The organism is Eubacterium ruminantium (genome assembly GCF_900167085.1).
Taxonomy (GTDB): Bacteria; Bacillota; Clostridia; order Lachnospirales; family Lachnospiraceae; genus Eubacterium_Q; species Eubacterium_Q ruminantium.
This window is the reverse complement of the sequence record NZ_FUXA01000005.1, coordinates 274,281-299,368: the sequence shown is the minus strand read 5'-3', so window position 1 is coordinate 299,368 and position 25,088 is coordinate 274,281. Positions and strand designations below refer to the sequence as shown.

The window sequence follows — 25,088 nt, the reverse complement described above, 5'->3', positions numbered from 1 at the left end:
CCAACATACGAATACAAATAAAAAGCGGTTAACAAGCCTTAGTTAACCGCTCCTATTCTTCTCGTGGCTTAATTACTATCTCATCCGGATACACAAGTCCAAGCTTCGCTTTCGCCTCATCTTCGATATATTTTTTGGTCTTCATATATTTCTGCTGCTGCTCAAGATCAAGTTTTTTCTGCTGTGCATTACTGAGTTCTATCTCAAGCTGTTGTTCTGTAACATCCAATTCTTTCTTCTTTGAATTAAGAGAAACTGACCTAAAAGATGTAACACAAGTAACAACGATCAATGAGGCAATTACAAGAAGCACACTCAACTTGGATTGCTTCTTACCACGTCTCATGTCTCTATATTCTTTATGAACCGCTTTGACGCGTCGATTATGCTGTTGTCTTCTTCTGCGCTCAATCTGAGCCCTTGAAAGATTTCCTTCTCTACTCATTGCGACCCCACTAATGTTATGATTCACGTTATAATTAACGACAATATAATAATACCTACTTTACATAAATTAATCAATAGGTATTTTATAAATATTTGAACATTTCGGCCGCGTTCTCCTTTTTGGTTGTATCCATTATAGCTGTAACTTCAGCCTTAACAGACTTGTCACCAAATGAAATTTCTATCACATCTCCAACCTTAACATCGTAAGATGCTTTAACCGTACGACCGTTTACACTGATTCTTCCTGCGTCACAAGCTTCATTTGCAACAGTTCTTCTTTTGATCAGCCTCGATACTTTTAAATACTTATCAAGTCTCATAATTCCTCCATATTGCATAAATAAATATGCCCTAAATCTAAAAAACAGTACCTCTTGGATGAGGTACTGTTTTTAAATATCTTGAATCTATCAATTAGTTAATAGAATCCTTTAAAGCCTTACCAGCCTTGAACTTAGGAGCCTTAGAAGCCTTAATCTTCATTGACTTACCTGTTCTTGGGTTACGACCTGTTCTAGCCTTATTCTCTTTAACTTCAAATGTACCAAATCCTACTAACTGAACTTTTTCACCCTTCTTGAGCTCTTCAGCTACAACCTCTGTGAATGCCTTAACAGCCTTCTCAGCTTCTACTTTTTTAATTTCAGCCTTATCAGCAATTGCTGCTACTAATTCTGTCTTGTTCATTTAAATATCCTCCTCAACATAAAATACTTGGAACCCCAAGTTAATAAATGAACTAGTGTCCATATACTTTTATATATGTTTATGGGCATTTTGTCAAGACAAACTTTGATTTTTAGCGGTTTTTCCGTCATTTTTAATCAATTTTTTTCATATCTGATAACATAATATCTTTACTTATAGAAAAATCTATCAGGCTTTTAATTTATGAATGACCATCAGGAAGACAAAACCTGTGAAAAATCCGGCCATATCAAGCCATACATCGGTTATACACCCGCATCTTCCCGGAACAAACAACTGTATCGTCTCATCGATCATAGCCGCAAGTAATCCGCAAAGAAGTACCATGCTCCTGTTCATGCCCTTTTTAGCATATTTAAGGCAGGTTATCTCTATTCCCAGGATCATAAATTCCGTAAAATGCATAATCTTTCTTATAAGATATCCGCTTCCTGCCTCCTTCGAACTCTTGGCGAAACTAAATATCTTATTAATCAAATCCCTCAGCCATTCACTCATTTTAGAGGATGTCCCTCCCGGGATCAGACTATTTCCCCACATAAATGCAAGTGTTATCAGTATCAGTATTACCAGCACTTTAACTTTTCCACTGTTATTTCTATTAAAGACTTTATTCAAAACTTTTCTCCATTAAATAATTTTTATCAAAAGTAAGTATAGTTCAAACATCATAAATATTCAACAGTTCCGAAGGATGCTCCGTTTTATTTCCCGAAGTTTTACCACATAAATTTATAAAATCTCACAGATACCTTATAAAAAAAGTCTTGACAATCAGCATGTTCGTAATTATATTTTAGTGTAGATTTTTTGAAACAGGAGAAAAATGATGTCTAAAGTTATGAATCTTTATTCATATTGCTATTATCAGGTACGATTTTTTTCGTATCGTTTTTGTGATGGCAAATATAATAAAGAACTTTCATAAGGATTCACGTTTTTCCAATTATCAATTATCATGTTAGAATTTACTGCGGTTTCCTTATCGGGAAACCGCTTTTTTATATCATAAAATGTTTTCCGTTAAGAAACAGCCAACCATTTATAACAGGAGGACATATTATGATAAAACAAGAGGATTATTCATGTCAGCTTTCTGAGATTGATAAGAAAATGGCTGCTCTCTTCAATGAAAGATTAGAGCTTTGCAAAAAGATCTCAGAATCAAAGAAAGAAAAAGGACAGCCTATTTGCCATGACTTTGGTAAAGCAATCGATAAGATTGAAGAATCCATCGATTCTGCCGATTCAAATATCGCTTCATATTGCAGCACATTTTTACATTCAGTCATGGAAATCTCCGCTTCATATCAGGAAATGCTTTTAAATGGTATGAAAATCTCCTATTGCGATTCAAAGGATCCGGACTCAATTACTATTGTTAAAAATAATTTCCCGGAAGCTGAACCTGTTAAATATGACGATTACAAGTCAGCATATACCTCCGTTGAAAATGGTGAATGCGACTGTGCGATACTTCCTCTTACAAATAGCTTAAGCGGCGAGATTGGAAGTATACTCGACCTTATGTATCAGGGTTCTCTCAGTATTAACTCTGTACTTTCAGCACCTGAAGATACAGAAGGAAATCAATCAAGATATGCTGTATTTTCAAGAGTACTTGATAAAAATCCTATCGCCGATAAGCAGAAACCTAAGGGCTTCATCATTACTTTTACAGTTAAAAATGAAGCCGGTGCTTTGGCATCAACGCTCAATATAATCGGAGCTCACGGTTATAATATGAAGAGCCTCCGCAGCCGTCCGCTTAAGGGCCTTGCATGGAAATATTATTTCTATATGGAAGCCGAAGGCGATATCAATACAAAAGATGGCCGCGATATGCTTCAGGAATTATCAGCACTTTGCGCCGACCTTAAACTTATCGGATCATTTATCGATGAATAAGTCAGGGCAAAACACATAATTAAAATATATTTGTCATATCATTATTTTTAATATATAATATCGGCTGATTAAAATATATTATATGATTCGGCCGGAACCATTTATTTCACTATGGTTTAAGATGATAACGACAATTCATATTACAATATATAATACATAAAGTTGAAAGGAATATTATTATGAACTTCGAATTCAAAAGAGAATTACCTCCTGCAAAGGTTGTAAAAGACATGTACCCAATTTCTGCTGAAGCAGCAGCAGTTAAAGAGAAAAATGATGCAGCAATCAGAGATGTCATCACAGGAAAAAGCAACAAGTTCCTTCTTATCATCGGTCCTTGTTCAGCTGATCGTGAAGACTCAGTTCTTGAATATATCACAAGACTCAGAAAGCTTCAGGATAAGGTTTCTGAAAAGATCGTAATCGTTCCTAGAATTTATACAAATAAGCCACGTACAACAGGTGAAGGATACAAGGGAATGCTTCATCAGCCAGATCCGGAAGCAGCACCTGATATGCTTAAGGGAATCATCGCTATCCGCCGTGTTCACCTCAGAGCTCTTGAAGAGACAGGTTTCTCATGTGCAGATGAAATGCTTTATCCAGGAAATCATCCATATCTTTCAGATGTTCTTTCATATGTTGCAGTCGGTGCAAGATCTGTCGAGAACCAGACACATAGACTTACAGCAAGTGGTCTTGATATTCCTGTAGGAATGAAGAATCCTACAAGTGGTACTCTCTCAGTTATGATGAACTCTATCACAGCTGCTCAGCATCCTCATACATTCGTATACTCAGGATGGGAAGTAGTAAGTAAAGGAAACCCTCTTGCACATGCTATCCTTCGTGGATACACACATAAGAATGGGCTTTCAGCTCCAAACTACCATTACGAGGATCTCAAATATGTTCGTGAATTATATGACAAGAGCAATCTTGTAAATCCTGCAGTTATCGTTGATACAAATCACTGCAACTCAGGAAAACAGTTCGCAGAGCAGCCACGTATCGCTAAAGAAGTACTTCACAGCATGCGTCATTCAGATGATATCCACAGCATGGTTAAAGGTCTTATGATCGAGTCATACCTCGTTGATGGAAATCAGGCACCAAATGGTGGAACATACGGACAGTCAATCACTGACCCATGTCTTGGTTGGGAAAAGACAGAGAAGATGGTTCTTGAACTTGCTGACCTTCTCTAAAATATATTCCCGAAAATATATTCTTTCTTTCGAAAGATTCATAATCTTATAAATAAAAAGGAATTGTAATTATAGGATTCGTCCTAAGATTACAATTCCTTTTTTATTTGCCTTACGGCTACTGTTTTATATTTTATTATTCTATGTCTACTCTTTTACTCTCTTACTTTTTGATTCGGCAAAAGCTTTAACAAGCCCTGCGTATATAAATATAAGAACAAAGCTTATAAGCACTCCACCAATAATATCTGTCAGCCAATGAACTCCCGAAAGAAGTCTGCCCGCAACAGAAAGAACAAGAACTACAGTGAAGATAGCCTTTACAATGATTGTTATATTTTTATTATTTATATATTTACCTATAAGAACTATTGCTGTTCCAAGGATAACACATGCAAGCATTGTATGTGATGAAGGGAATGAAGATTCAAGCTCTTTTTCGTCAGGAAGTATTTCAGGTCTGTAATTGATAACTATCTTATCAAATATTACATAAAGCCCGCCCATTATAGCATAAATGACACCAAGAGAAAGAATCTCCTTATCTACCTTAGCAATACTCTTTCTTGCAATTAGCTGAAGGAGTCCCATAAGAGCAAATACTCCGCCGATCATAAACGCCAGATAGCTAAGCTTGTCAGTTGCATCATCCCATTTAAGACTAAGTCCTGTAGCTTCATGTACATCTTTATTTATTCCGGATAAACCTATTGATGTACCTTCCGGTCCGATTGCACTTACATCAACATTCTTTACAATGATGATCAGAGCAATGAATAGTAATCCGCAGATTCCTGCAGCAACAAAATATTTTTTCATGTCCAATACCCTTTCGCTTTTTATTTACTTTCAAACCCTGTCTATTATTTCATACAACGAAGAATTTATCAACTTGATTAGGTTATATTTATGATTTTCAAAATTATTTATCTGTTGATCATTCCGGTTTTATGATTCAAAAATACAGCAATAAACTATTTAAATTTCAAATCCGTGCAAATGATATACATCGATTATTTTTATTACATTATTAACAAAACATTTTATCACCCGCCATACTTTGTTCATATTTAAGCAGTACTATAAATACATCGAAGTAAGAAATAACATTTCTTCTTTTCATAGTTTTCATAATTTTCATAGTTTAAAAAAACCGCCATTTGATGATGGCGGTTTTTTAATGCAATTTTTCAGGTCTGATTTTCAATTTTATATTTATATAGTTTTTTATTAATAAAAGTTCTATAATACTGTTCGTATAAAATTTCAATAGAAAGAATATAATACTCTTTTGGGAGGATATTATGCTATTCAATTCAATGGCATATGCTATTTTTTTGCCTTCAGTTTTTATAATTTACTGGTGCATACCAAGTAAATTTAGGTGGACTTTACTTTTAGTTGCAAGCTATTATTTCTACATGATGTGGAATCCCAAATACGTGATTCTTATTGCTTTTACTACTGTTGTAAGTTATTCTTGCGGCTTATTATTGGAAAAGACATCATCTAAAATTTCAAGAAAAATACTTGTTTTTTTTGCTCTCATATTATGTCTGGGCGTTTTATTTGTATTTAAGTATTATAATTTTACTCTTGATACGTTAAGCCACTTTATTTCATTTAAACCAAGATACCTAAAACTTCTTTTACCTGTAGGAATCTCTTTCTATACATTTCAGACATTAAGCTACGTTATAGACGTATATAGAAAAAAGATTAAAGCTGAAAAGAATTTAGGAATATACGCTACTTTTGTATCATTCTTCCCCCAGCTTGTAGCAGGTCCTATAGAGAGGTCTGAAAATCTTTTACCACAAATAAAAGAAAAGCATATTTTTAATATCGAGGCGACAAGATACGGAATCGGACTCATAGTTTGGGGTATATATAAAAAAGTTATAGTAGCTGATAATATTGCCATTTATGTTGATGAAGTATATGGAAATGTATATAACTATTCCGGTTTTAGTCTAGTTCTTGCCACACTATTATTTACTGTTCAGATTTATTGTGATTTTTCCGGATATTCCGATATTGCCAGAGGCTCAGCGAAACTTTTAGGAATTGAATTAATGGAGAACTTTAAAAGTCCTTATTTTTCGGAAAGTGTAAAAGAATTTTGGAGTAGATGGCATATTTCTTTATCAACTTGGTTCAGGGATTATTTATATATTCCAATGGGCGGAAATAGAGTTAAGCCATTAAGAAATCATTTCAATGTTGTTGTCACTTTTTTGGTTAGCGGATTATGGCATGGAGCAAGTTGGAATTTTGTTATATGGGGCGGTTTACATGGAGTAACCCAAGTTTGTGAAAACGCTTTAGGTATAAAGAAAAAATCTGATAGAAAAATACTTTCCTTTTTACGAAAAATACTTGTATTTTTATTTGTAGCTTACGCATGGATCTTCTTCAGGGTAGATAATTATCAACAAGGAATTTATGTAACAAAGTCGCTATTTTTAGGATTAACACATCCACTTCAGTATTTTAGCAAAGGCATTGCCACAATAAATTTACCTAAAGAGCTCTTATTATGTACCATTCTTTTATTTGTTTATGACTATATTTCTTTAAAAACTGATTTAATAGAATGGGTATGTACAAAAAATGCAATATTACGACATGCGATACTCATCTCTATGATTATATTATTATTACTAATCGGATATGCAGGAAAATCAACTTTTGTTTATTTCCAGTTCTAGGAGTATATATGAAAAATAAGGATTTTGTTAAACTTATACTAATAGCCGCCATATATGGAATAGCTATATTTAGTATTATTATATATGTAAATATATCTATTGATGCAGCATCGGTCATTAGACCCCAACACACAGAATTAGCAAAACTAGCATTAGCAGGAAATACGGTTTCTGTACCTGAGAATTACAACGATAGAGTATTTCAAGTTTGTATAGTTAATAATATAAAATCCATGCCTGAAACAGTTGTAATTGGAAGTAGTAGAGGTATGTTTCTTGGTCGAGATATAACCGGGTATACTGATATTTATAACAATTGTGTTTCCGGCGCTTGCATGGAAGATTACTACGCATTATTAGGGTTGTATTATGATAGATTTGGTGTCTTTCCTAAACGAGTTATTATAGAAATATCACCATGGATATTTTATAAAAATAACAAAGAAGCGAGATGGAAAGAGAATCAGGTATATTACCAATCTGCATGTAAATTATATAAGAAAATTAACAAAGCAAATATTCCGATCAAAAATAATTTCGAAATTGAAAACCCATATATATCATTTTCATATTTTAGATATAATCTAGAACAATTGCTTGATAAAGGATCCAAACTCTTTACAGAACAAGCTCACATAAGTAATGATATAAACGAATTTGCCGAATACCCTGATGGAACAATCAGATATGCAGCAGAATTAGAAAACGAAAACGAAAAACGACTTGCCGATGTTAAAGCCACAGCTGGCGCATGTGAATATGAAGGAAGTAATAAAATGGTTGAGATAGATTCCAATAAAAAAAGAGATTATGAAAATCTTATAGATTATTTACAAGCTTCCGGATCAGAAGTAATAATATTTATGCAACCTTTTAGCGCTACCCAAAGCTACTATTGCTTTGATAAGAATATGAATCCAGGTTACTCACTTGTTAATGACTATATTGACGCCTATGCCAAAGAAAAAGGTATTGAAGTTCATGGTGGATATGATGCAAAAAGGTTTAATTTAGGAGATGAAAGATTTATAGATAATATACATCTCGACAAAATAGGAACAAATATAATATGGAATTATAAATAATAATCAAACCTACTCATACACTGAATTCCGATGGATAATTAACAAAACATTTTATCACCCGCCATACTTTGTTCATATTTAAGCAGTACTATGAATACATCGAAGTAAGAAATAACATTTCTTCTTTTCATAGTTTTCATAGTTTAAAAAAACCGCCATTTGATGATGGCGGTTTTTTAATGCAATTACGAAAGTTGATCTATATCTCACTTTTACCAAAAAACTCGGCAGCACATTTGTATCTTTCCACCGGACTGTTGGTCCATACCTGTGCTTCTATATATCTCTCTGGTCCCTTTGCTCCGTCTACATTCCACTCTTGAGGTAATCCATACTTCTCAATGATGGATAAGATTTCCTCGTAAGTATATACTTTTTTTCTGTACTCTTTCCCGTCATTTACACGAGGACTGAATGTCGGCATAGAATCTCCATATGTAAATGATATCTTGGAAGTGTCAAATTCCCCAATAGGAATAGATATGATCTCAGGATATTCATACCATGATTTTAACCAATCGCATGCCCCGATCACAAAATAATAAGGCGACTCTATATCCATGATGATACCCTTTTCTTTTGCTTTAGCGCGAACTATCGCCTCACAGTTGCTGCGATTCACTATATAGTTCATATCTCTCTGGGAAGCAAATGAATTTGGTCGCTCTTTCTTTATTTTCTCAAGTATAGCTAAAGCATCGTCATTAGAAAGCATCGTCAAACTTCTAAAGGGTCCGGAACGTTTATCATAGTAATGAAACAAATACATTGGTCCTCAAGTCCTCCCTCTACAATTATTTGTCTTGAATCAGTACACTTTAAATCCACTTTTATCATTATAACAAATGCTTTTATTGTTTACAGATATATTTTACATATCAAAAAGGCCCTTATACAAATTGAATAAAATGATCCCCGGGAATTGTTCGATTTATACATCAAAAAAGCCCGCAAACCCGCTTGTACACTGAATTCTAAAAGTTAATTAACAAAACATTTTTTAGGCTGACATACTTTGTTCATATTTATGCAGTACTATAAATACAACGAAATAAGGAATTACACATTTCTTCTTTTCATAGTTTTTCATAATTTTCATAGTTTAGACAAAACCCGCTATCTTCGTGTAGCGGGTTTTAAAATTTATAATGTTTTACATTTTTTTATTTTCATTGCCATACTTTGTTCATATTTGAGCGCTATTATAAATACAACGAAACAAGAACGAACGGTTCTTCTTTCATAGTTTTTCATATTTTTCATAGTTTAGATTAAAAGCCCGCCAGTCAACACCGGCGGGCTTTATATTATCTATAATCTCATTCGCATTACGCTATATATATCTCTCTTGATAAATATCTCTTGTTATATAGCTCTTCATATATGGCTTTTTGTAAATATCCCTTAATAATTTACTCTATATATTTCCAGTCCCATCATGATACATCCTGATCCAGACAGGCTGTATATAACGCTTCCGGAATTCCCATAGAATTAATCCTACATTTAAATATTAACATTTACATCATACAAATACATACAACGTCAAAAAAAGAGGTTATATGAGCTTTGTGACTCATATAACCTCTTTTATATAATCTTGTCTTAAATCAATTATTACTTAAGACCTGACCACTTCCACTCTGCTACTTCTGGCATATCAATACCAACATCGTGGATATATGTCTTATGCTCAACAAGCTTATCCTTCATCTTCTGAACAAGGTAAGCACCCTTGTTTCCAAGTGATGGAATATTGTTGATCATAGCGATTACAAGGTTGAATCTGTCAATCTTATTCTGAACTCTCATATCGAATGGAGTTGTGATAGTTCCTTCTTCATGATAACCATGTACATGGATATTATGATTATGTCTTGTGTATGTTAACTCATGGATAAGTGTTGGATATCCATGGAATGCAAATACGATTGGCTTATCCTTTGTAAAGATTGTATCGTAATCAACATCTGAAAGACCATGAGGATGCTTATCCTTTGGCTCAAGTCTCATAAGGTCAACTACGTTTACAAAACGAACCTTAACATCAGGCATTTCCTTATGAAGGATATCAACTGCAGCAAGTGCTTCAAGTGTAGGTGTATCACCACAACAAGCAAGTACAACATCCGGATCATCTCCATTATCTGTAGATGCCCAATCCCAGATACCGATACCCTGTGTACAATGCTTAACAGCCTGCTCCATTGTGAGCCACTGTGGTCTTGGGTGCTTACTTGCAACAACAGCATTTACATAGTTCTTGCTCTTTAAACAATGATCCATTGTTGAAAGGAGGCAGTTAGCATCTGGTGGAAGATAAATTCTTACAACATCTGCTTTCTTGTTAGAAATATGATCAAGGAAACCTGGATCCTGGTGTGTAAATCCGTTATGATCCTGCTGCCATACATTTGATGTAAGGAGTAAGTTAAGTGAAGATATTGGCTGTCTCCATGAGAGACCGTTACATACCTTAAGCCACTTAGCATGCTGAGCAGCCATTGAGTCAATGATACGGATGAATGCTTCGTAGCTTGCGAAGAAACCATGTCTACCTGTAAGGATATATCCTTCAAGCCATCCTTCACACATATGCTCTGAAAGCATTGAGTCCATAACACGTCCGTCAGCTGCGAGGAACTGATCTGTACCCTCTTCGATTGGATTGTTCCAATCACGATTTGTTACTTCAAATACCTTATTGAGACGGTTTGACATTGTCTCATCAGGTCCGAATATACGGAAGTTCTTCTGATCATCATTAAGCTTGAATACGTCTCTGATGTATCCACCAAGCTCGATCATATCCTGCTTTTCAACAGAACCAGGAGTTGGTACATCAACAGCGTAATCACGGAAATCAGGAAGTCTTAAGTCATGAAGGAGCTTACCACCATTTGCATGTGGGTTAGCGCCAATACGTCTGTCACCCTTTGGTGAAAGTTCCTGAAGTTCAGGAATAAGACGTCCGTTCTCATCAAAGAGTTCTTCTGCATGATAGCTTTCAAGCCAATCCTGAAGGATCTGCATATGCTCTGGCTTATCCATCATTACAGGAACCTGATGTGCCTGGAATGAACCTTCGATCTTGTTTCCGTCAACTACCTTTGGACCTGTCCATCCCTTAGGTGTACGAAGAACGATCATTGGCCATACTGGTCTTGTTGTATCACCATTTTCTCTAGCATTCTTCTGAATAGCCTTGATCTCATCAACAACTGTATCAAGAGTCTCAGCCATCTTACGATGCATTTCCTTAGGATCAGAACCTTCTACATAGTAAGGCTTCCAACCATTACCCTTGAAGAATGCATCAAGCTCTTCACGTGAAAGACGTGCAAGAATTGTTGGGTTAGAAATCTTAAATCCGTTAAGGTGAAGGATTGGAAGAACCGCACCATCAGATACAGGATTAAGGAATTTGTTTGACTGCCAAGATGTTGCAAGAGGACCTGTCTCAGCCTCTCCATCACCTACTACGCAGGCAGCTATAAGTTCTGGGTTATCAAATACAGCACCAAATGCATGTGCAATTGAATAACCAAGCTCTCCACCTTCGTGGATTGATCCAGGTGTCTCAGGAGCAACGTGGCTTGAGATACCGCCTGGGAATGAGAACTGCTTGCAAAGCTTCTGAAGTCCATCCATATCACGGCTGATATTTGGATATACTTCGCTGTAAGAACCTTCAAGGTAAGCATTAGCTACGAAGAAGTTTCCTCCGTGTCCAGGACCTGAAAGAAGGATCATGTCCTGATCATACTTGTTAATAACACGATTAAGATGAACATAGATGAAGTTCTGTCCAGGAACTGTTCCCCAGTGACCAACTATCTTCTTCTTAATATGTTCTTTCTGTAATGGCTCGCGGAGAAGCGGATTATCAAGCAGGTAAAGCTGAGCAGCTGCGAGATAATTTGTTGCACGCCAATACGCGTCCATTTTCTCAAGATATTCGTCTGTAATTACGTCGTGATTCATAATTATAACCTCTCTTATTTATTTTATTGCTCTGTCTGCTATTATACAAAAAAAATGCCCAACAGTGTGAGCATTTTTTTATTTTCGTTATATTTTCCGTATAGTCATTGTAAATATACATTTTTTTAGTTAATTTTACTAAATTTAATTTTTACTCTGCTAAATTATGTTAATACAGTGATTAAACAATTTATTTTTTTATATACAAACTGCTTTACAGAATGTCAATGTACTCTCCGGCAAGCGCTTTATTCATACTTCTTACTGCGCAGAATTTTCCACACATTGAGCAACTTTCTTCAATCTCAGGAGCTCTGCTGTCACGTATTGCCTTTGCTGTCTCAGGATCGATAGCACATTCCCACTGTTTCTCCCAGTCAAATGTCTGTCTTGCTTCAGCCATTCTATCGTCAATATCTCTTGCATGAGGAATCTTCTTGGCTATATCAGCTGCATGCGCTGCTATACGTGATGCGATGATTCCCTGTTTAACATCATCTACATTTGGAAGCGCAAGATGTTCAGCCGGTGTTACATAACAGAGAAATGCAGCGCCGGCAGATGCTGCAATTGCACCACCGATTGCTGAAGTGATATGGTCATATCCCGGAGCAATATCTGTAACAAGCGGTCCAAGTACATAAAAAGGAGCACCCATACAAATTGTCTGCTGTATCTTCATATTTGCTTCTATCTGATCAAGAGGCATATGTCCCGGTCCTTCAACCATTACCTGTACATCCTTTGCCCATGCACGTTTTGTAAGTTCACCAAGACGAACAAGCTCTTCAATCTGGCAAACATCACTTGCGTCTGCGAGACATCCCGGTCTGCAGGCATCACCAAGAGAAATAGTAACATCATACTCTCGACAGATTTCAAGTATTTCATCATAATGCTCGTAAAATGGATTCTCTTCCCCTGTCATACACATCCATGCAAATACAAGAGAACCTCCTCTTGAAACAATATTCATTTTTCTCTTATGCTTCTTTATCTGCTCGATAGTCTTACGTGTAATACCGCAATGGAGTGTTACAAAATCAACACCGTCCTCGGCATGGAGTCTTACAACATCAATAAAGTCCTGAGCTGTAAGTGTAGCAAGATCACGCTTATAATGAATAACGCTGTCGTATACAGGTACTGTACCGATCATTGCAGGACATTCTGATGTAAGTTTCTTACGAAATGGCTGTGTGTCGCCATGAGACGAAAGGTCCATGATTGCTTCAGCTCCCATTTCAACGGCAGCCATAACTTTCTCCATCTCAATACTATAATCTTTGCAATCCTTAGACACGCCAAGATTTACATTTATCTTGGTACGAAGCATTGAACCAACTCCGTTTGGATCGATACATTTGTGATTCTTATTTGCACAGATTGCAACCTGTCCCTTAGCAACAAGGTCTCTTATCTCTTCTTCTGTTCTGTATTCTTTTGCAGCAACAGCCTTCATTTCCGGTGTGATGATGCCTTTTCTTGCAGCATCCATCTGTGTAGTATAATTTCTCATTTAAATATTCCCTTCTTAAATTTGATTCATATAATTACAGGTGTCATTCACCTGAGTTTCTTCATTTTGCTTATGTTTTTCATTTATATGTATTTTTGTCTTAATATGTTGATTTGTTTAAATATGTTTTTTCATTCAATTCAACTTCTTCATTCAGCGGATTATTTGTTCAATCAAAATTTAAAAATATACATTTTTTATACATTTTAATGCAGTGTATTTTTTCATACATTTTTTCATATATTTGTATGCGGCACTTTTTCCATATATCTTTGTGCGGCGCATTTTAATATATCTTTATGTGGTACATTTTGTATATTGTAGCGGCACGGCATTCTCATTTATTTATTAATTCATTTGGCATGCTCTTTAAATAAAAAATAAAAAAGGAGATATCCGCCAAAAGAGTATCTCCCAGTTAATTCAGTATAATCCACCAGTATGACTCCCTGCGCCGGAATTACCCGTATCAGGTTATAGGGTCGAAGCGATACCAGCTTCCTCTCAGATTGTTTAAACAAACTCCCCTGCATCAAGTTATTATTTTGTTCACAACGTATTATATATATACAAAGACAATATTGCAAATGAATTTTTAAGATAAATTGACTTATCCATTTCAATATGCCGGATTGCTCATTTCGACAAATTAATTTATCCATTTCAATATGCCTGCTTGTTCATCCTAATAAATGCTTCCGCTTACAAATTCTTCCGTTTTTTCCATAACATCTTTTATTATAGATAAGTTGTGCATATTATCATCATTCTCAAGAGAATGATTCAATCCATCATAAACATACATTTTTATATTCTGCTCTTTTGCAGCTCTGATCACATTTTGATATTCGCACCACGGGTCAGCTGTACCGATAAAACCGATAGCATTCTTGGGATTATTTTCAAATGTATATTCCAGCGGAGTATATAAAATGTGCCTTATCTTATCATTAAGATTGTATTTTTCGGCATATGCACTTCCAATAACTGTTCCTATGCTTTTCGATAAAAAAAGTATGTCGTCATATTCCTTCCAATCGATCTCCGCAAGCTGATTTTCAGCTTCCTTATATAATTCCAGAAAAGCCTTTCTCATCTCCGGTTCATTTCCTCTTATTGACTTGCCGGGAGAATAATTAAAACTCACCAGCCTGCATACATCATATCCTGCTGAAGCTGCAATCTTTCCTGCATAATATAATATAGGCTTGTCTTTTGTATATCCTATTCCCGGAAATAAAACTGCTATTTTCTTCCCGGAATCATTCTTACACTGTTCCATTTACTGTTGCCTTTCTCTTATCACTCCATACTACATATCTCTTATTGCTCGATATTTTATAGTATATTATATTCAAATATTTTCACAGTATTAAAATCAAACCGACATTCCAAAATAATGAATTCCAAAATGTTGAAAATAAAAATGCAAAATTTATAAATCTCAGTATTACAAATTCGGATTCATATAGCTTGCTCTCAGGATGCGAAGGAGTTCCTCTGAGGGTATATCCATTCCATTTTCAACCCATTTAACGAGCATGCTAAACATACCGCCCACACTGTAGGAGAGCATGTAGGGAAGCGTCTGAGCATTTTTCTCCGCTATTTGTTTGGAATGTACTACTTCAAATACAGTAAGTGCATTTTGATCCAAAAAATCAAAGAATAAATTTAATAAATTATGACGAGTTAGGAGCTCCAGACTTTCCTTATGATTCTCGCAAAAATCAAAATAGCACTGAACGACATCCCAGTAGCTATGTAGCCGCTCTTCCCGAATACGGTCAAATATTTCCTGAAACCATTGTGAAAAGCGGGTTTTCAGAATATCTTCTTTTTTTGAAAACAGACGGTAAAAAGTTTTCCGCGAGAGACCGGACTCTTGAGCGATCTGAGTAATTGTGATTTCTCGATACTCATATTGAGACATGATGGAAAAAAGTGCATCCGCCATTTTCTGTTTGGATTTTTCAGCAATTATCCCGTTTGTTCTGTTCATTATATCCTCATTTTTCTATTTTGACACAAAAGCGGCCAATGTGTGACACATTAGAAAAGTTCCTTGATTTCACATTTTCTCATTATATAATAAATACATTGATATTAGAAGTGTGACATATTAGAAAAGAGGTTTTTATGTTTGAAATTTCATTTCCTATGTTATTTAGTTTTATCACTGTAGTATGGATTGTAGTAAGATTGATCATAAACATCAAGATGAAATCAATTGATATCAAACGTGAATTCCAATTGATTTTAGTATATATATGCATAATGGTTATTTCAAGGATGGTTTATCTTCCAACAGAGCATGTAAATGGCCATATTGCGACAGAGCCTTTTGATTTTTCAAAGATTTTGCCATTTAGAATTAACCCGGTGCCATTTACTTTTCTTCACGATTTTTATGACGGTTGGCAGATGAATATTATCGGAAATATCACTATGTTTATACCAGTCGGAATTGTTTGGCCTATATGCTTTAAAGAACTTGATACGATAGGAAAAGCTATTTTAGCAGGTGGAGGTTTCTCCCTTTTCATCGAGATATCGCAGTTACTTTTCTACAATCGCTGCACAGATATTGATGATCTCATTTTAAATACAACAGGCGTTACTATCGGTGTTCTAGTATACTTTGGTATCCGCAAATTATTCCGAAAAAGAATTAAAAATAAGATATAGGACACTCCTTTCCACCAAAAATCCTTATCCGCAGTACGCAACAGCATCCACTTGAAACTGCAGACCATCTTTGCCGCCCACATGCGCAAACTCGGTCTGAATAGATTTTCTCACAGGATACTTTCCGCCAAATCTTTCCTTTATGATTTTCTCCATGACAGGGATATTCCAAATGTCCCTGAACAGACAATCCATTTGAACCACGGATTCCAGAGTAAGACCGACCAAAGCAAGCCTTTCCTCCATATTGTCAAAAGCCCCATTGATCTGCTCTTCTATCGTTCCTCCGACATTTCCAACACAGTATCCCAAAAAGCAAAAGTCGCCTGCTTTAATAATTCCTGAATGAGCCCATTCTTCGCTTACATCGTATCTCTCAATTTCTCCCACTTTTCTTTCCTCCATACTTTCTGATCATTGATTCTGCCATATTCATAAGCTTCTCTCTTACTTCCACTGATAAGTTCTGATGATCCGGCCCGGATCTTTTCCATCAATTGACCGTATTACCTGCTTATCTTACCAAAGCAAACAGGACAACTGTGTGTCTTGTTTTGGATAAATTTTTTCCTGTACTATGAATCTTCGATCTTCGATTCTAACAGATTTCTTGGATTCTCATAGTACAGGATAGATTACTGATTCCTCCCTAACCACTGTACGAAAGCTGTCTTATCACCGCTGTTATATCCTGCCTTTTCATAGAAATGCAGAGTCTTCGGCTTCTTCGATCCGGTAAGCAGCATCATTTTATAGCAATTCTCCTGCTCAGCGATTTTCTTTGCATAAGCCAGGCACTCTCCTGCGTAACCTTTTCCTCTGTAATCAGCATGCGTCACCACATTCTCGACAAATGCATATGGTCTTACATTTCTGGTCAGATTCGGTATGATCACACATACACAGGAGGATATGATCCGACCATCAATCTCATTCACGATCAGATGATGATTGGGTTCTTCAAGAATCTGTTCCCATACTTTCTCAAGGTGGCTATTCATTTCCGGAATGCTGTCTTCATGTAAATACAAATACAATTCAAGCAACTCAGCTAAATCTTCTCTTTTCACTTCACGTATCATAGTGTATACAACTCCTCCATAAAATACTGTTCCTGAAAACCGATGGTCTCCAGAATGTCCTCTGCCGGAATCGTTTCTCCGTTTAAGCTTACTATCCACTTATCTTCGTTATCATTTAGGCGGTGATATACGGCATAGCCTTGACGCACCCATACCGTTTTCAGTTAATACATAGCCCTGTTTGTTTCTGATTTTTTCTTCAAATCCCTCTTCAGGCAAATGACGATCAAGCCTGAACCATTCTGTCTTATCATTTAATTGTGCGTATCTTATAAACATATATCTTCCTTACCCGGATTCCTTTTGTAAATCTTTAATCCTGTTTAACCACTTTTTCTCGAAAGCAGGCATCAGCGATGTTTTGAATAAAACACAAACTCATTATCTCGCTTTATTTCTTTATAGCCAATCTTAGAATAAAAACTGTTTGTCCTGACATTCCAAACAGGGGTATCCAGCGTAAATTCTTTTACTTCAGGGAACATATTCTCCACTTCCCGCATCATAAAGACCCCATACCCTTTTCGGAAATGCTCCGGAGCAATGAATATCCTGCCAACATTCAAAACATCATTTTTCAAAAACAGGATTGCGCCGCCAACGATCAATCCCTCATCGGTCAATTTATACAGATGCCCTTGCCTAGCCATTTTTGTATGAAATGGTAATGACATATATCCCGGAGGTCCACCCGGTGATGGCGCCCCGATCAAAATATCACTGTCAAACGCACGCTTCGATATTCCGTTCAATGTAAGCGCATCAGAAGTACCTGCCTTCAATAACTGTAAACTCATAGTCCACACCTCACTTACACGCAATATAAACGTCCATGCTCTCTCCATCCGTTTCAAAACAGGGGATCACTCCATTGATAAAGCAGACCGCTTCCGCTTTTGCTCTCTTAATCATCTTGTTCCTTTCGCTGTATTTCTTTACGGATGAATCTTGTTTTTAATTCTCAGGCACGCTTCAAGATGCATAATCCAATGTCTGGAAAACGGCATTTGAATCAATCCACGAATATCCTTGTTGCACCAATAATCGATGAGCCAGACGGCATTTTCATCTTCGCTTACCACATGGAGCGATCTCAGATTCTCTTTTGTTTCGTCCGAAATTTTCTTTTTAATATCATCAAAAGAAAGGCTTTCCAGTACCACCTCGGTACTGTCTTTTACTTCACCGATATAATGATACAGTTCATCCAGATTAAGTTCTTTCGAAAAATCTGCAATTTCCTGCTTCACAAGTTCATTCCCGGTTGTGATGATCGGAGCATTAATCCTCTTCTGATAGTTTCCCTTGAAGAAAACCTGCTGATCCTCTGCTACCAGCGTATGAGCAACAATATCTTCGATCCTGAAAACATGCCACAGAGAGTATGCTATCGTCTTACTATGATAGCCTTCTGCATTTATAAACGGTATTGCATTGAACTCATCACTGCTCAGTTCATTCTTCAGAGAAAGAATCGTATTCCATAACTCATCTCGCAACTTCATGAGTGAAAATATACCCTGATTGAATGTACCTCTCTTCTTAAGTTCTGTCTGCATCGTCTTATTAAGTTCCGACCATTCCTTATTCATGCTTGCCCCCTATTCCTACGCCATGTATGCGTAAAATGTTAGTTATTTAAGTCCACGCTCGTATACTTTACTGCCAAGCAGTTCATTTTTGCATGCTATAACAGTTTCATCATTGCCCTGTAAATGTTCATACTCCTTCAGGGTTCTGAGCCTTACCTCCGGATTTATATCCTCCAGAAGCCAATCCAAAACGGTTTGATTCTCAGGTATACTGTCTTCGTTCAGGAACAAATACAGTTAAAGTATTGCATTCAAATCCTCGTGCTTTGCTTCTCTAACCATCTGCAATCCCCTTCAGCCATTGGTCTTATGTGCAGTAATTATTGTATAACTTTTTGCATTTATGGTGATTTCGCATCCGTCATAGGTTACATACCAGTTTTTACCCTGCCGGATTATATCTGCACTTTCGTTCATAATGATTTCCCGACACCGTAAAACTACATCCTCATTGTCAAGAGCAAGGTTCTTTTTTATCCTTTCAGCTCCCATTTCCGTCGTATGTATTTTATCCAGATTATCAAGCAGAACCCGGACATCCGGTTTTTCAGAATCTATTTTATTAAGAGTATCCTTCAGTATTTCACTCCTAAGATCTGTAAGCCAGTCAGAAAAAGCAACCGTATCAAACGCGTATGTTTTGTTAAGTTCATATTCATTCTCTGCCCATGTATCAATCGGCGACTCGTTGTGCTGTATAAGTGCTTCGAGTTTATCAAGAGCCTTATATAACCTGGCTTCAGTCGTTTCCTGTGATTCCATTTCTTTGTATAGATCTTTCAGATCATCCGATACCTCCCTTGGAAGGCCTTCAACCCATTCATTAAGCAGAGAATCTTCCTTGTTCCTGTCAGCGTCCGTTTTATTAAAGGTCGGGATATCTCCGGTAAAACACTCTCCAAGATCATGAACAAGGCACATACTGACAACTCTGTCGATGTCTATATCAGGAAACTCATTTCTTAAGAGCAAGGCCATGAGCGAAACTCTCCAGCTGTGCTCTGCTACGCTTTCCACTCTTCTTTTGCTCGTGGTACAATGGCGCGTGGTATCCTTCAATCGCTCAGCAATATGAAGTATATTCAAATAATCTCTTGATGTCATATACACTCCTGATCCTCTACTTTATATCTATTATATCTTTGTATTCTTCGAGCAGCTCATGTGAATATTCCTTCTTCAGATCCGATTCTCTGACAATCTTCCAAAGAGCGGCCGCTGCCTTTAGCCGCCCGCTATAGACTTTTGTCGCCTCATCCCCACAGAAATCCTTTACAAATTTATTCCATTGAAGCGCAGATTTATCATATTTGGCGTATGTTTTTTTGCCATAATAGATGTCAAGCAGATCTCCGAGAGTAAAATTCTCATCTTCTGTAGCCTTGACCACCTTTACGGTTTCAACCATATCAACATTGAATTTGAACGGCTTAACTCCTGTCTGCTCAGAAAAAAATTCTCGGAATCTGTTACCAAAGGTGAAACCACACTCGATGAGGCCGGTCTGTAAAGTTAAGTCTTTCACTGCAGTCCCTCTCCGCCGTACTTTTTTCTTTTCAGGCAAAATCTTTTCACCCGAGAAGTATGCCTTGATAACCGTATTTAATTCAATTTTATTTCCACTGCACTTAAGACCGTGAGCCTTGCATATTCCAATTAATTCTTCACGATACCAATAGTACTTGCAAAACTCATCATAATCCCTGATACTTTCAAATTCCGGGCGCACCATATCTTTTACCGTTCCTCCTCTTTCTTCTCAGAATCCTTTATACTATAGTAATCCTCAGCATCCATGCTTATCCGCACATGATGCTTCGCCTTTGCATTTTTGTTTATCAACTGAACAACCGTCTCAACATGAATTCCATGAGAAAACTGATCAAATACAGCCACTTTCTTCAGTTCAAAATTATGATCAGTCAAATACTTTATATCTCGAGCCAAAGTCGCAGGATCGCAGGATACATATACAAGTCTTGCAGGCGCCATACTTACCAGGGTTTCAAGAAGTTTCTCATCGCACCCTTTTCTTGGAGGATCAACCACAACTACATCAGCTGTATATCTTTCTCTATCCTTCTCATAAAGTCCCGGCACAACTTCTTCAGCTTTTCCTACATGGAATTCCACATTTTTTATATCATTTAACTTTGCATTATTTTTAGCATCATCTATAGCCTGCGGCACAATTTCAACGCCATAAACATTTCCGGCTTTTTCTGCAAGGAATAAACTTATGGTACCTATACCGCAGTACATATCCCAAACTTTTTCGCCCCCTGAAAGCGCCGCGTATTCCAATGCTTTACTATAGAGTTTCTCTGTCATTTCGGGATTAACCTGGAAAAATGATTGAGGCGAAATATTGAATTTAACATCACCAATGTAATCGGAAATAAACGGATCACCAATCAAAACTTTCGAATCAAATCCAAGAATTCTGTTGGTTTTATCTTTATTGATATTAATCATAAATGATTTAAATAATATCTCCCCACCAAACTTTGCCACTTCAGAAGATATCATTTCATGAAGCTTCTCATAATGAGGGATATCATTTCCGTTAATCACCATACAAACCATGAGTTCATTTGTATGAAATCCGACTCTTGTCAGTACATGTCTTATAAGCCCTTTATGCTTTTCCTCATCATAAATGCTTATCTTGTATCTATCTATAAACTCTTTCACCGCTTTTATGATGAACTTATTGACCGGATGACCTATAACACAATCCGACAAAGGAATTATGGAATGAGTTCTTCCTGCATAAAAACCGAGAACCGCTTTTCCTTCTTTATCATAACCAACAGGAAACTGCATTTTATTGCGGTAATGAAATGGTTCAACAAGACCATAAGCCTTTTTGTCTTCAGCAGATTCCATTAGTTTTTCAGGTTCGGATATTCCTCCTATTCTCTGCAGAAGATTTTTGACCTTGTCCCATTTATATTTTAACTGGGCATCATAATCCATATGCTGCAATGTACATCCGCCGCAGCTTCTTGCAACGTCGCACAAAGGAGTTGTACGATAACCCGATGGTTTAATAATTTCCATAAGTCGTCCGTACGCAAGGTTCTTCTTTGCCTTGATAATCTTAATCGACGCAGTATCACCCGGAAGAGTATCCTTTACAAATACAGCCTCTCCATCCACATGTCCTATGCCCTGACCTTCTGTTCCTATATCTTCAATTGTTATTTCATATACTTCATTTTTATTTACCATTTTTATGCTGTTCCCTTCATAAAAAATCCATTTAAATACAGGGATTTCTTATCTGAATACTATGATTTTACCGCCATTAAACGTCGGTCTTAATCATTATAACATAAAAAAGACCACCTACAAATAAGTGGTCTCCTTTATAATAATATTTTATTTCAAATAAATAATTAGATGCTTACATTCTCACCCTTAAGTCCAACGTAAGCTCCCTGTGAAGCTTCACTTGATTCAGGATGTGCAAGAAGCCATTTATTTCTAGCCCAAAGCATCTTGTCTTCAAGATTCTTTGCTGCAGGTATTTCAAGATCTGTATTGGTATTTCTAGGAAGAACTACTGCTACTCTGAATCCTTCATCTGAAACCATACATGGTGCATAATGAAGTGATGTAGCATAAACTTCAACTACTACTCCTGCAGGAGCACGGAATGCCATAACATCCTTTGTATCAAGAACGCCATCGATTATCTTCTCCTGCTTTGCAAGAAGAAGTACGAAATCTGTTGCACCAATATTGATCTCGCTGTTTCTATGATACTCGAGGCAGTTAAGTGCCTTGTTGTATCCCCAGCACATACCAAGTTCTATCGGCATACCACCGAATGCATTCTCCTCAATATCTTTAAAAATTGCACATTTCTCAAGTGAATCGATCCATGGCTCATAATTAACACCTTCAGCAGGCATGGCAACATCATTCATTGCCTTAACAAGTTCTGCTGTATCATAACCATCTAATACCTTACCGAATTCAGCGAATTCAGGATCTGTTACTGAATAGATCTTCATAAATAATATCCTCCTGATCATCATTTAGTCTCATAATCCTTAAGACTACAACACCACTTTATATATTATAATTTAGCTGAATTCTTAAATCAACGGTGTTTGCCAAATAAAATACCTTACAAATTCTAGCACATAGATTCAATAGCTTTTTTTCTTCTCATAACATTTCTCTTTTCTCTCACAATTTCAAGAACTAAAAAGATAAATGTTACTGTAAATGCAAGTATGATATCTGAGTTAAAATATAGTTTTCCGCATTTTACTGATTCAAGTACGAATCCTAAAATAATACCACAAAGAATTGTTGAAATAAATTTAATAGTAGCTGTTAATCTCATAATTTTGATCTCCTTCACATTTCGTTATCTATATCGGTTAACTGTATCTCTTCTTTACATTTACATAATATAAAAAACAAAAATAAAAGTCCTTCGTTCAAAATTATTATTCATTACATTTTTGTAATATTCATTGAAAAAACGCAGATCCAAATTGGATCTGCGTCTTTACTTGAAATACCTAGCTACTCGATCATGCGATATTAATATTATCATCGACTTTGGTTGCGATATAGCTCATAACCTCATTCTTATCCATATCGAGGGAGATTGCAAGTTCCCCACACAGGCTCTCTTCCGCAATGTGGATATACTTCATGTCGGCAGCCGTCATCTTTTTGCCTTCCGATTGCCTTTGATTCATCCTGTTACTGATAGTTTTGATCATTCTGACAAGCTCTACAGGGTCACATGTATTGATGGTCTTCTTATATTCAATCTCACGCTTCTTCTCATCATCAATCTGAAGTGTGTCAATATCATTGATACCATCCACAAATGCCTCTGCCTCTGCCTTTGTCATAACTCCGCGCATTATAACCTTCCGGTTATCTACAGGAGTATAGACACTACTGGATTTTATATATAACGGACGTAGCGTATAATAAAGCTTGTCACTTGAAACCCCCGGGCAATCTATAGGTCCTACACTCTCGACTTCACAAACACCATTACTTCCGTAAATAATGTAGTCTCCTACTTCAAACATTCTTATCACCCATTTTAAAAAACCAAACAATAAAGTTCCAAGGGAACTGCATTAGCCTGTATAGAAAATGATAACACTTTTAAAACTTTTTTGTAAGTGTGATTTTGTTCCAAGAAACATTTTCGTGACATTGATCAGTAGGCATTAAATTTTCTTGTGCACTTTTACCACAGGCAATTTTTGCTCATAAATTTTCTATTCCATCTCACCGATCATATATCCATGATCAAGAGGTCCACTGCCCTTTCCGAGGTTAAGTCCGGCCTTAAGCGCACCCGAAATATATCTCTTTGCTCTCTCAACAGATTCAGTAAGACTATATCCCTTGGCCAGGTTCGAAGCTATGGCACTTGATAAAGTACAGCCTGTTCCGTGAGTATTCGGATTATCTATCCTTGAGCCTCTGAAATAAGTATATTTACCATTTTCATAAAGAATATCCGTCGCATCATTTATGCTATGACCGCCCTTCATAAGTACAGCCACATTATACTTTTCGCCGATAAGCTTTCCGACCTCAAGCATATCCACTTCATTTTTGATGCTCTTACCGGAAAGAACTTCCGCTTCAGGTATATTCGGTGTTATAACAGTTGCAAGCGGAATAAGAGACTCTTCCAAAACTTCAATTGCGTCATCACTTATCAGCTTCGCTCCGCTGGTGGCAACCATAACCGTATCAACAACGATATTCTTCGCCTTATATTCTTTAAGTTTCTCTGCAATAACTTTTATAAGTCCGCTGCCTGAAACCATTCCTATCTTCACTGCATCAGGATAAATATCCTGAAATACCATATCTATCTCTTCACCCAAAAATTCCGGTGTAACTTCCATAACCGATGAAACACCTGTTGTATTCTGAGCTGTAAGAGCTGTAATTGCGCTCATTCCGTAAACATTATTGGCTATCATAGTTTTAAGATCAGCCTGTATACCTGCTCCGCCGCTTGAATCACTTCCCGCTATGGTTAATGCTGTTTTCATTTTATTTCCTCCCGATCAGAATCACGGATTTTATCAATTAATAATTTACAATCATTTAATGTATCGATCTTGTCAAATACACCGATCATTCAATCAC

At 36.5% G+C, this 25,088-nt stretch carries 29 protein-coding genes, 1 pseudogene and 1 riboswitch; of the genes and pseudogenes, 5 read left to right on the top strand and 25 right to left on the bottom strand.

The window, feature by feature from the left end:
- Positions 1-52: 52 nt before the first annotated feature.
- From B5D25_RS04120 to B5D25_RS04105, 4 genes are all read right to left on the bottom strand, one after another.
- Positions 53-445, bottom strand: coding sequence for an FtsB family cell division protein (locus B5D25_RS04120; RefSeq protein ID WP_078786660.1), 393 nt, complete (start codon positions 443-445; stop codon positions 53-55).
- A gap of 85 nt (positions 446-530) precedes the next feature.
- The gene (locus B5D25_RS04115; RefSeq protein ID WP_078786659.1) at positions 531-770 is read right to left on the bottom strand and encodes an RNA-binding S4 domain-containing protein; all 240 of its coding nucleotides are present in this window, start codon (positions 768-770) and stop codon (positions 531-533) included.
- A 94-nt stretch (positions 771-864) separates the two neighbouring features.
- Entirely contained in the window at positions 865-1,137 is a 273-nt protein-coding gene (locus tag B5D25_RS04110) for an HU family DNA-binding protein (protein WP_078786657.1), read from the bottom strand.
- 189 nt (positions 1,138-1,326) lie between these two features.
- On the bottom strand, positions 1,327-1,776 hold the full coding sequence (locus B5D25_RS04105) for a VanZ family protein (RefSeq protein WP_078786655.1): 450 nt from the start codon (positions 1,774-1,776) through the stop codon (positions 1,327-1,329).
- Positions 1,777-2,220: 444 nt separating this feature from the next.
- Here B5D25_RS04105 and B5D25_RS04100 point away from each other — a divergent pair, with 444 nt between their 5' ends.
- Together B5D25_RS04100 and B5D25_RS04095 are read left to right on the top strand one after the other, a co-directional pair.
- Positions 2,221-3,066, top strand: coding sequence for a prephenate dehydratase domain-containing protein (locus B5D25_RS04100; RefSeq protein WP_078786653.1), 846 nt, complete (start codon positions 2,221-2,223; stop codon positions 3,064-3,066).
- A 179-nt stretch (positions 3,067-3,245) separates the two neighbouring features.
- Entirely contained in the window at positions 3,246-4,274 is a 1,029-nt protein-coding gene (locus B5D25_RS04095; RefSeq protein ID WP_078786651.1) for a 3-deoxy-7-phosphoheptulonate synthase, read from the top strand.
- Between the two features lie 147 nt (positions 4,275-4,421).
- On the opposite strand, the gene B5D25_RS04090 is transcribed toward B5D25_RS04095, so the two are convergent.
- Complete coding sequence (locus B5D25_RS04090; protein ID WP_078786649.1) at positions 4,422-5,093, bottom strand: phosphatase PAP2 family protein; 672 nt, start codon at positions 5,091-5,093, stop codon at positions 4,422-4,424.
- Positions 5,094-5,578: 485 nt separating this feature from the next.
- Here B5D25_RS04090 and B5D25_RS04085 point away from each other — a divergent pair, with 485 nt between their 5' ends.
- Both B5D25_RS04085 and B5D25_RS04080 read left to right on the top strand, forming a co-directional pair.
- Positions 5,579-6,985, top strand: coding sequence for an MBOAT family O-acyltransferase (locus B5D25_RS04085; RefSeq protein ID WP_078786647.1), 1,407 nt, complete (start codon positions 5,579-5,581; stop codon positions 6,983-6,985).
- Positions 6,986-6,993: 8 nt separating this feature from the next.
- Positions 6,994-8,070 (top strand): hypothetical protein, encoded by a 1,077-nt coding sequence (locus tag B5D25_RS04080; protein ID WP_078786645.1) that lies wholly within the window; start codon positions 6,994-6,996, stop codon positions 8,068-8,070.
- 199 nt (positions 8,071-8,269) lie between these two features.
- Here B5D25_RS04080 and B5D25_RS04075 read toward each other — a convergent pair whose 3' ends face one another.
- From B5D25_RS04075 to B5D25_RS04055, 5 genes are all read right to left on the bottom strand, one after another.
- Positions 8,270-8,785: a hypothetical protein gene (locus B5D25_RS04075; protein WP_242870252.1), complete on the bottom strand. Its 516-nt coding sequence runs from the start codon at positions 8,783-8,785 to the stop codon at positions 8,270-8,272.
- Between the two features lie 902 nt (positions 8,786-9,687).
- Positions 9,688-12,054 (bottom strand): phosphoketolase family protein, encoded by a 2,367-nt coding sequence (locus tag B5D25_RS04070; RefSeq protein ID WP_078786641.1) that lies wholly within the window; start codon positions 12,052-12,054, stop codon positions 9,688-9,690.
- A 214-nt stretch (positions 12,055-12,268) separates the two neighbouring features.
- Positions 12,269-13,573 carry a phosphomethylpyrimidine synthase ThiC gene (gene thiC, locus B5D25_RS04065; RefSeq protein ID WP_078786639.1) on the bottom strand — a complete coding sequence of 435 codons (1,305 nt, stop codon included), beginning with the start codon at positions 13,571-13,573 and terminating at the stop codon, positions 12,269-12,271.
- A gap of 428 nt (positions 13,574-14,001) precedes the next feature.
- Positions 14,002-14,112: riboswitch (TPP riboswitch) on the bottom strand.
- A 146-nt stretch (positions 14,113-14,258) separates the two neighbouring features.
- Positions 14,259-14,855 (bottom strand): hypothetical protein, encoded by a 597-nt coding sequence (locus B5D25_RS04060; protein WP_078786637.1) that lies wholly within the window; start codon positions 14,853-14,855, stop codon positions 14,259-14,261.
- A 168-nt stretch (positions 14,856-15,023) separates the two neighbouring features.
- Positions 15,024-15,575 (bottom strand): TetR/AcrR family transcriptional regulator, encoded by a 552-nt coding sequence (locus B5D25_RS04055; RefSeq protein WP_078786635.1) that lies wholly within the window; start codon positions 15,573-15,575, stop codon positions 15,024-15,026.
- A 137-nt stretch (positions 15,576-15,712) separates the two neighbouring features.
- Here B5D25_RS04055 and B5D25_RS04050 point away from each other — a divergent pair, with 137 nt between their 5' ends.
- Positions 15,713-16,261: a VanZ family protein gene (locus B5D25_RS04050; RefSeq protein ID WP_078786633.1), complete on the top strand. Its 549-nt coding sequence runs from the start codon at positions 15,713-15,715 to the stop codon at positions 16,259-16,261.
- 24 nt (positions 16,262-16,285) lie between these two features.
- Here B5D25_RS04050 and B5D25_RS04045 read toward each other — a convergent pair whose 3' ends face one another.
- The 15 genes and pseudogenes from B5D25_RS04045 to thiD form a co-directional block, all read right to left on the bottom strand.
- Complete coding sequence (locus B5D25_RS04045) at positions 16,286-16,651, bottom strand: RidA family protein (RefSeq protein ID WP_090168698.1); 366 nt, start codon at positions 16,649-16,651, stop codon at positions 16,286-16,288.
- Positions 16,624-16,758 (bottom strand): hypothetical protein, encoded by a 135-nt coding sequence (locus B5D25_RS13190; RefSeq protein WP_278286299.1) that lies wholly within the window; start codon positions 16,756-16,758, stop codon positions 16,624-16,626. The genes B5D25_RS04045 and B5D25_RS13190 overlap by 28 nt, the downstream gene beginning before the upstream one ends.
- Positions 16,759-16,896: 138 nt before the next feature.
- Entirely contained in the window at positions 16,897-17,343 is a 447-nt protein-coding gene (locus B5D25_RS04040; RefSeq protein WP_078786631.1) for a GNAT family N-acetyltransferase, read from the bottom strand.
- 111 nt (positions 17,344-17,454) lie between these two features.
- On the bottom strand, positions 17,455-17,622 hold the full coding sequence (locus B5D25_RS12840) for a hypothetical protein (RefSeq protein WP_159444078.1): 168 nt from the start codon (positions 17,620-17,622) through the stop codon (positions 17,455-17,457).
- 71 nt (positions 17,623-17,693) lie between these two features.
- Positions 17,694-18,140, bottom strand: a complete 447-nt coding sequence (locus B5D25_RS04030; RefSeq protein WP_078786630.1) for a GNAT family N-acetyltransferase — start codon at positions 18,138-18,140, stop codon at positions 17,694-17,696.
- A 138-nt stretch (positions 18,141-18,278) separates the two neighbouring features.
- Positions 18,279-18,935 carry a phage head-tail adapter protein gene (locus B5D25_RS04025; protein WP_078786629.1) on the bottom strand — a complete coding sequence of 219 codons (657 nt, stop codon included), beginning with the start codon at positions 18,933-18,935 and terminating at the stop codon, positions 18,279-18,281.
- A 42-nt stretch (positions 18,936-18,977) separates the two neighbouring features.
- Positions 18,978-19,124: a hypothetical protein gene (locus B5D25_RS12835; protein ID WP_159444077.1), complete on the bottom strand. Its 147-nt coding sequence runs from the start codon at positions 19,122-19,124 to the stop codon at positions 18,978-18,980.
- A gap of 105 nt (positions 19,125-19,229) precedes the next feature.
- Positions 19,230-19,493, bottom strand: a complete 264-nt coding sequence (locus B5D25_RS13105; RefSeq protein WP_338082903.1) for a DUF3781 domain-containing protein — start codon at positions 19,491-19,493, stop codon at positions 19,230-19,232.
- A gap of 81 nt (positions 19,494-19,574) precedes the next feature.
- Positions 19,575-20,039: pseudogene (locus tag B5D25_RS04015) on the bottom strand (HD domain-containing protein); the annotation flags it as partial.
- Between the two features lie 16 nt (positions 20,040-20,055).
- The gene (locus B5D25_RS04010) at positions 20,056-20,667 is read right to left on the bottom strand and encodes an SAP domain-containing protein (RefSeq protein WP_078786626.1); all 612 of its coding nucleotides are present in this window, start codon (positions 20,665-20,667) and stop codon (positions 20,056-20,058) included.
- Positions 20,668-20,672: 5 nt separating this feature from the next.
- The gene (gene rlmD, locus B5D25_RS04005; RefSeq protein WP_078786625.1) at positions 20,673-22,169 is read right to left on the bottom strand and encodes a 23S rRNA (uracil(1939)-C(5))-methyltransferase RlmD; all 1,497 of its coding nucleotides are present in this window, start codon (positions 22,167-22,169) and stop codon (positions 20,673-20,675) included.
- A gap of 167 nt (positions 22,170-22,336) precedes the next feature.
- Positions 22,337-22,957, bottom strand: coding sequence for a DUF4867 family protein (locus tag B5D25_RS04000; protein ID WP_078786624.1), 621 nt, complete (start codon positions 22,955-22,957; stop codon positions 22,337-22,339).
- Positions 22,958-23,082: 125 nt separating this feature from the next.
- Positions 23,083-23,295, bottom strand: coding sequence for a hypothetical protein (locus B5D25_RS03995; protein ID WP_078786622.1), 213 nt, complete (start codon positions 23,293-23,295; stop codon positions 23,083-23,085).
- Between the two features lie 193 nt (positions 23,296-23,488).
- Positions 23,489-24,004 (bottom strand): CarD family transcriptional regulator, encoded by a 516-nt coding sequence (locus tag B5D25_RS03990; protein ID WP_078786620.1) that lies wholly within the window; start codon positions 24,002-24,004, stop codon positions 23,489-23,491.
- Positions 24,005-24,199: 195 nt separating this feature from the next.
- Positions 24,200-24,991: a bifunctional hydroxymethylpyrimidine kinase/phosphomethylpyrimidine kinase gene (gene thiD / locus B5D25_RS03985; RefSeq protein ID WP_078786618.1), complete on the bottom strand. Its 792-nt coding sequence runs from the start codon at positions 24,989-24,991 to the stop codon at positions 24,200-24,202.
- Positions 24,992-25,088 lie beyond the last annotated feature (97 nt).

Excerpts from the sequence above, each read along its gene's own strand:
- B5D25_RS04120 (WP_078786660.1), bottom strand. The coding sequence starts at position 445 with ATGAGTAGAGAAGGAAATCTTTCAAGGGCTCAGATTGAGCGCAGAAGA.
- B5D25_RS04115 (WP_078786659.1), bottom strand. The coding sequence starts at position 770 with ATGAGACTTGATAAGTATTTAAAAGTATCGAGGCTGATCAAAAGAAGA.
- B5D25_RS04110 (WP_078786657.1), bottom strand. The coding sequence starts at position 1,137 with ATGAACAAGACAGAATTAGTAGCAGCAATTGCTGATAAGGCTGAAATT.
- B5D25_RS04100 (WP_078786653.1), top strand. The coding sequence starts at position 2,221 with ATGATAAAACAAGAGGATTATTCATGTCAGCTTTCTGAGATTGATAAG.
- B5D25_RS04095 (WP_078786651.1), top strand. The coding sequence starts at position 3,246 with ATGAACTTCGAATTCAAAAGAGAATTACCTCCTGCAAAGGTTGTAAAA.
- B5D25_RS04090 (WP_078786649.1), bottom strand. The coding sequence starts at position 5,093 with ATGAAAAAATATTTTGTTGCTGCAGGAATCTGCGGATTACTATTCATT.
- B5D25_RS04085 (WP_078786647.1), top strand. The coding sequence starts at position 5,579 with ATGCTATTCAATTCAATGGCATATGCTATTTTTTTGCCTTCAGTTTTT.
- B5D25_RS04080 (WP_078786645.1), top strand. The coding sequence starts at position 6,994 with ATGAAAAATAAGGATTTTGTTAAACTTATACTAATAGCCGCCATATAT.
- B5D25_RS04075 (WP_242870252.1), bottom strand. The coding sequence starts at position 8,785 with ATGCTTTCTAATGACGATGCTTTAGCTATACTTGAGAAAATAAAGAAA.
- B5D25_RS04070 (WP_078786641.1), bottom strand. The coding sequence starts at position 12,054 with ATGAATCACGACGTAATTACAGACGAATATCTTGAGAAAATGGACGCG.
- thiC (WP_078786639.1), bottom strand. The coding sequence starts at position 13,573 with ATGAGAAATTATACTACACAGATGGATGCTGCAAGAAAAGGCATCATC.
- B5D25_RS04060 (WP_078786637.1), bottom strand. The coding sequence starts at position 14,855 with ATGGAACAGTGTAAGAATGATTCCGGGAAGAAAATAGCAGTTTTATTT.
- B5D25_RS04055 (WP_078786635.1), bottom strand. The coding sequence starts at position 15,575 with ATGAACAGAACAAACGGGATAATTGCTGAAAAATCCAAACAGAAAATG.
- B5D25_RS04050 (WP_078786633.1), top strand. The coding sequence starts at position 15,713 with ATGTTTGAAATTTCATTTCCTATGTTATTTAGTTTTATCACTGTAGTA.
- B5D25_RS04040 (WP_078786631.1), bottom strand. The coding sequence starts at position 17,343 with ATGATACGTGAAGTGAAAAGAGAAGATTTAGCTGAGTTGCTTGAATTG.
- B5D25_RS12840 (WP_159444078.1), bottom strand. The coding sequence starts at position 17,622 with ATGTTTATAAGATACGCACAATTAAATGATAAGACAGAATGGTTCAGG.
- B5D25_RS04030 (WP_078786630.1), bottom strand. The coding sequence starts at position 18,140 with ATGAGTTTACAGTTATTGAAGGCAGGTACTTCTGATGCGCTTACATTG.
- B5D25_RS04025 (WP_078786629.1), bottom strand. The coding sequence starts at position 18,935 with ATGAATAAGGAATGGTCGGAACTTAATAAGACGATGCAGACAGAACTT.
- B5D25_RS04010 (WP_078786626.1), bottom strand. The coding sequence starts at position 20,667 with ATGGTGCGCCCGGAATTTGAAAGTATCAGGGATTATGATGAGTTTTGC.
- rlmD (WP_078786625.1), bottom strand. The coding sequence starts at position 22,169 with ATGGTAAATAAAAATGAAGTATATGAAATAACAATTGAAGATATAGGA.
- B5D25_RS04000 (WP_078786624.1), bottom strand. The coding sequence starts at position 22,957 with ATGAAGATCTATTCAGTAACAGATCCTGAATTCGCTGAATTCGGTAAG.
- B5D25_RS03995 (WP_078786622.1), bottom strand. The coding sequence starts at position 23,295 with ATGAGATTAACAGCTACTATTAAATTTATTTCAACAATTCTTTGTGGT.
- B5D25_RS03990 (WP_078786620.1), bottom strand. The coding sequence starts at position 24,004 with ATGTTTGAAGTAGGAGACTACATTATTTACGGAAGTAATGGTGTTTGT.
- thiD (WP_078786618.1), bottom strand. The coding sequence starts at position 24,991 with ATGAAAACAGCATTAACCATAGCGGGAAGTGATTCAAGCGGCGGAGCA.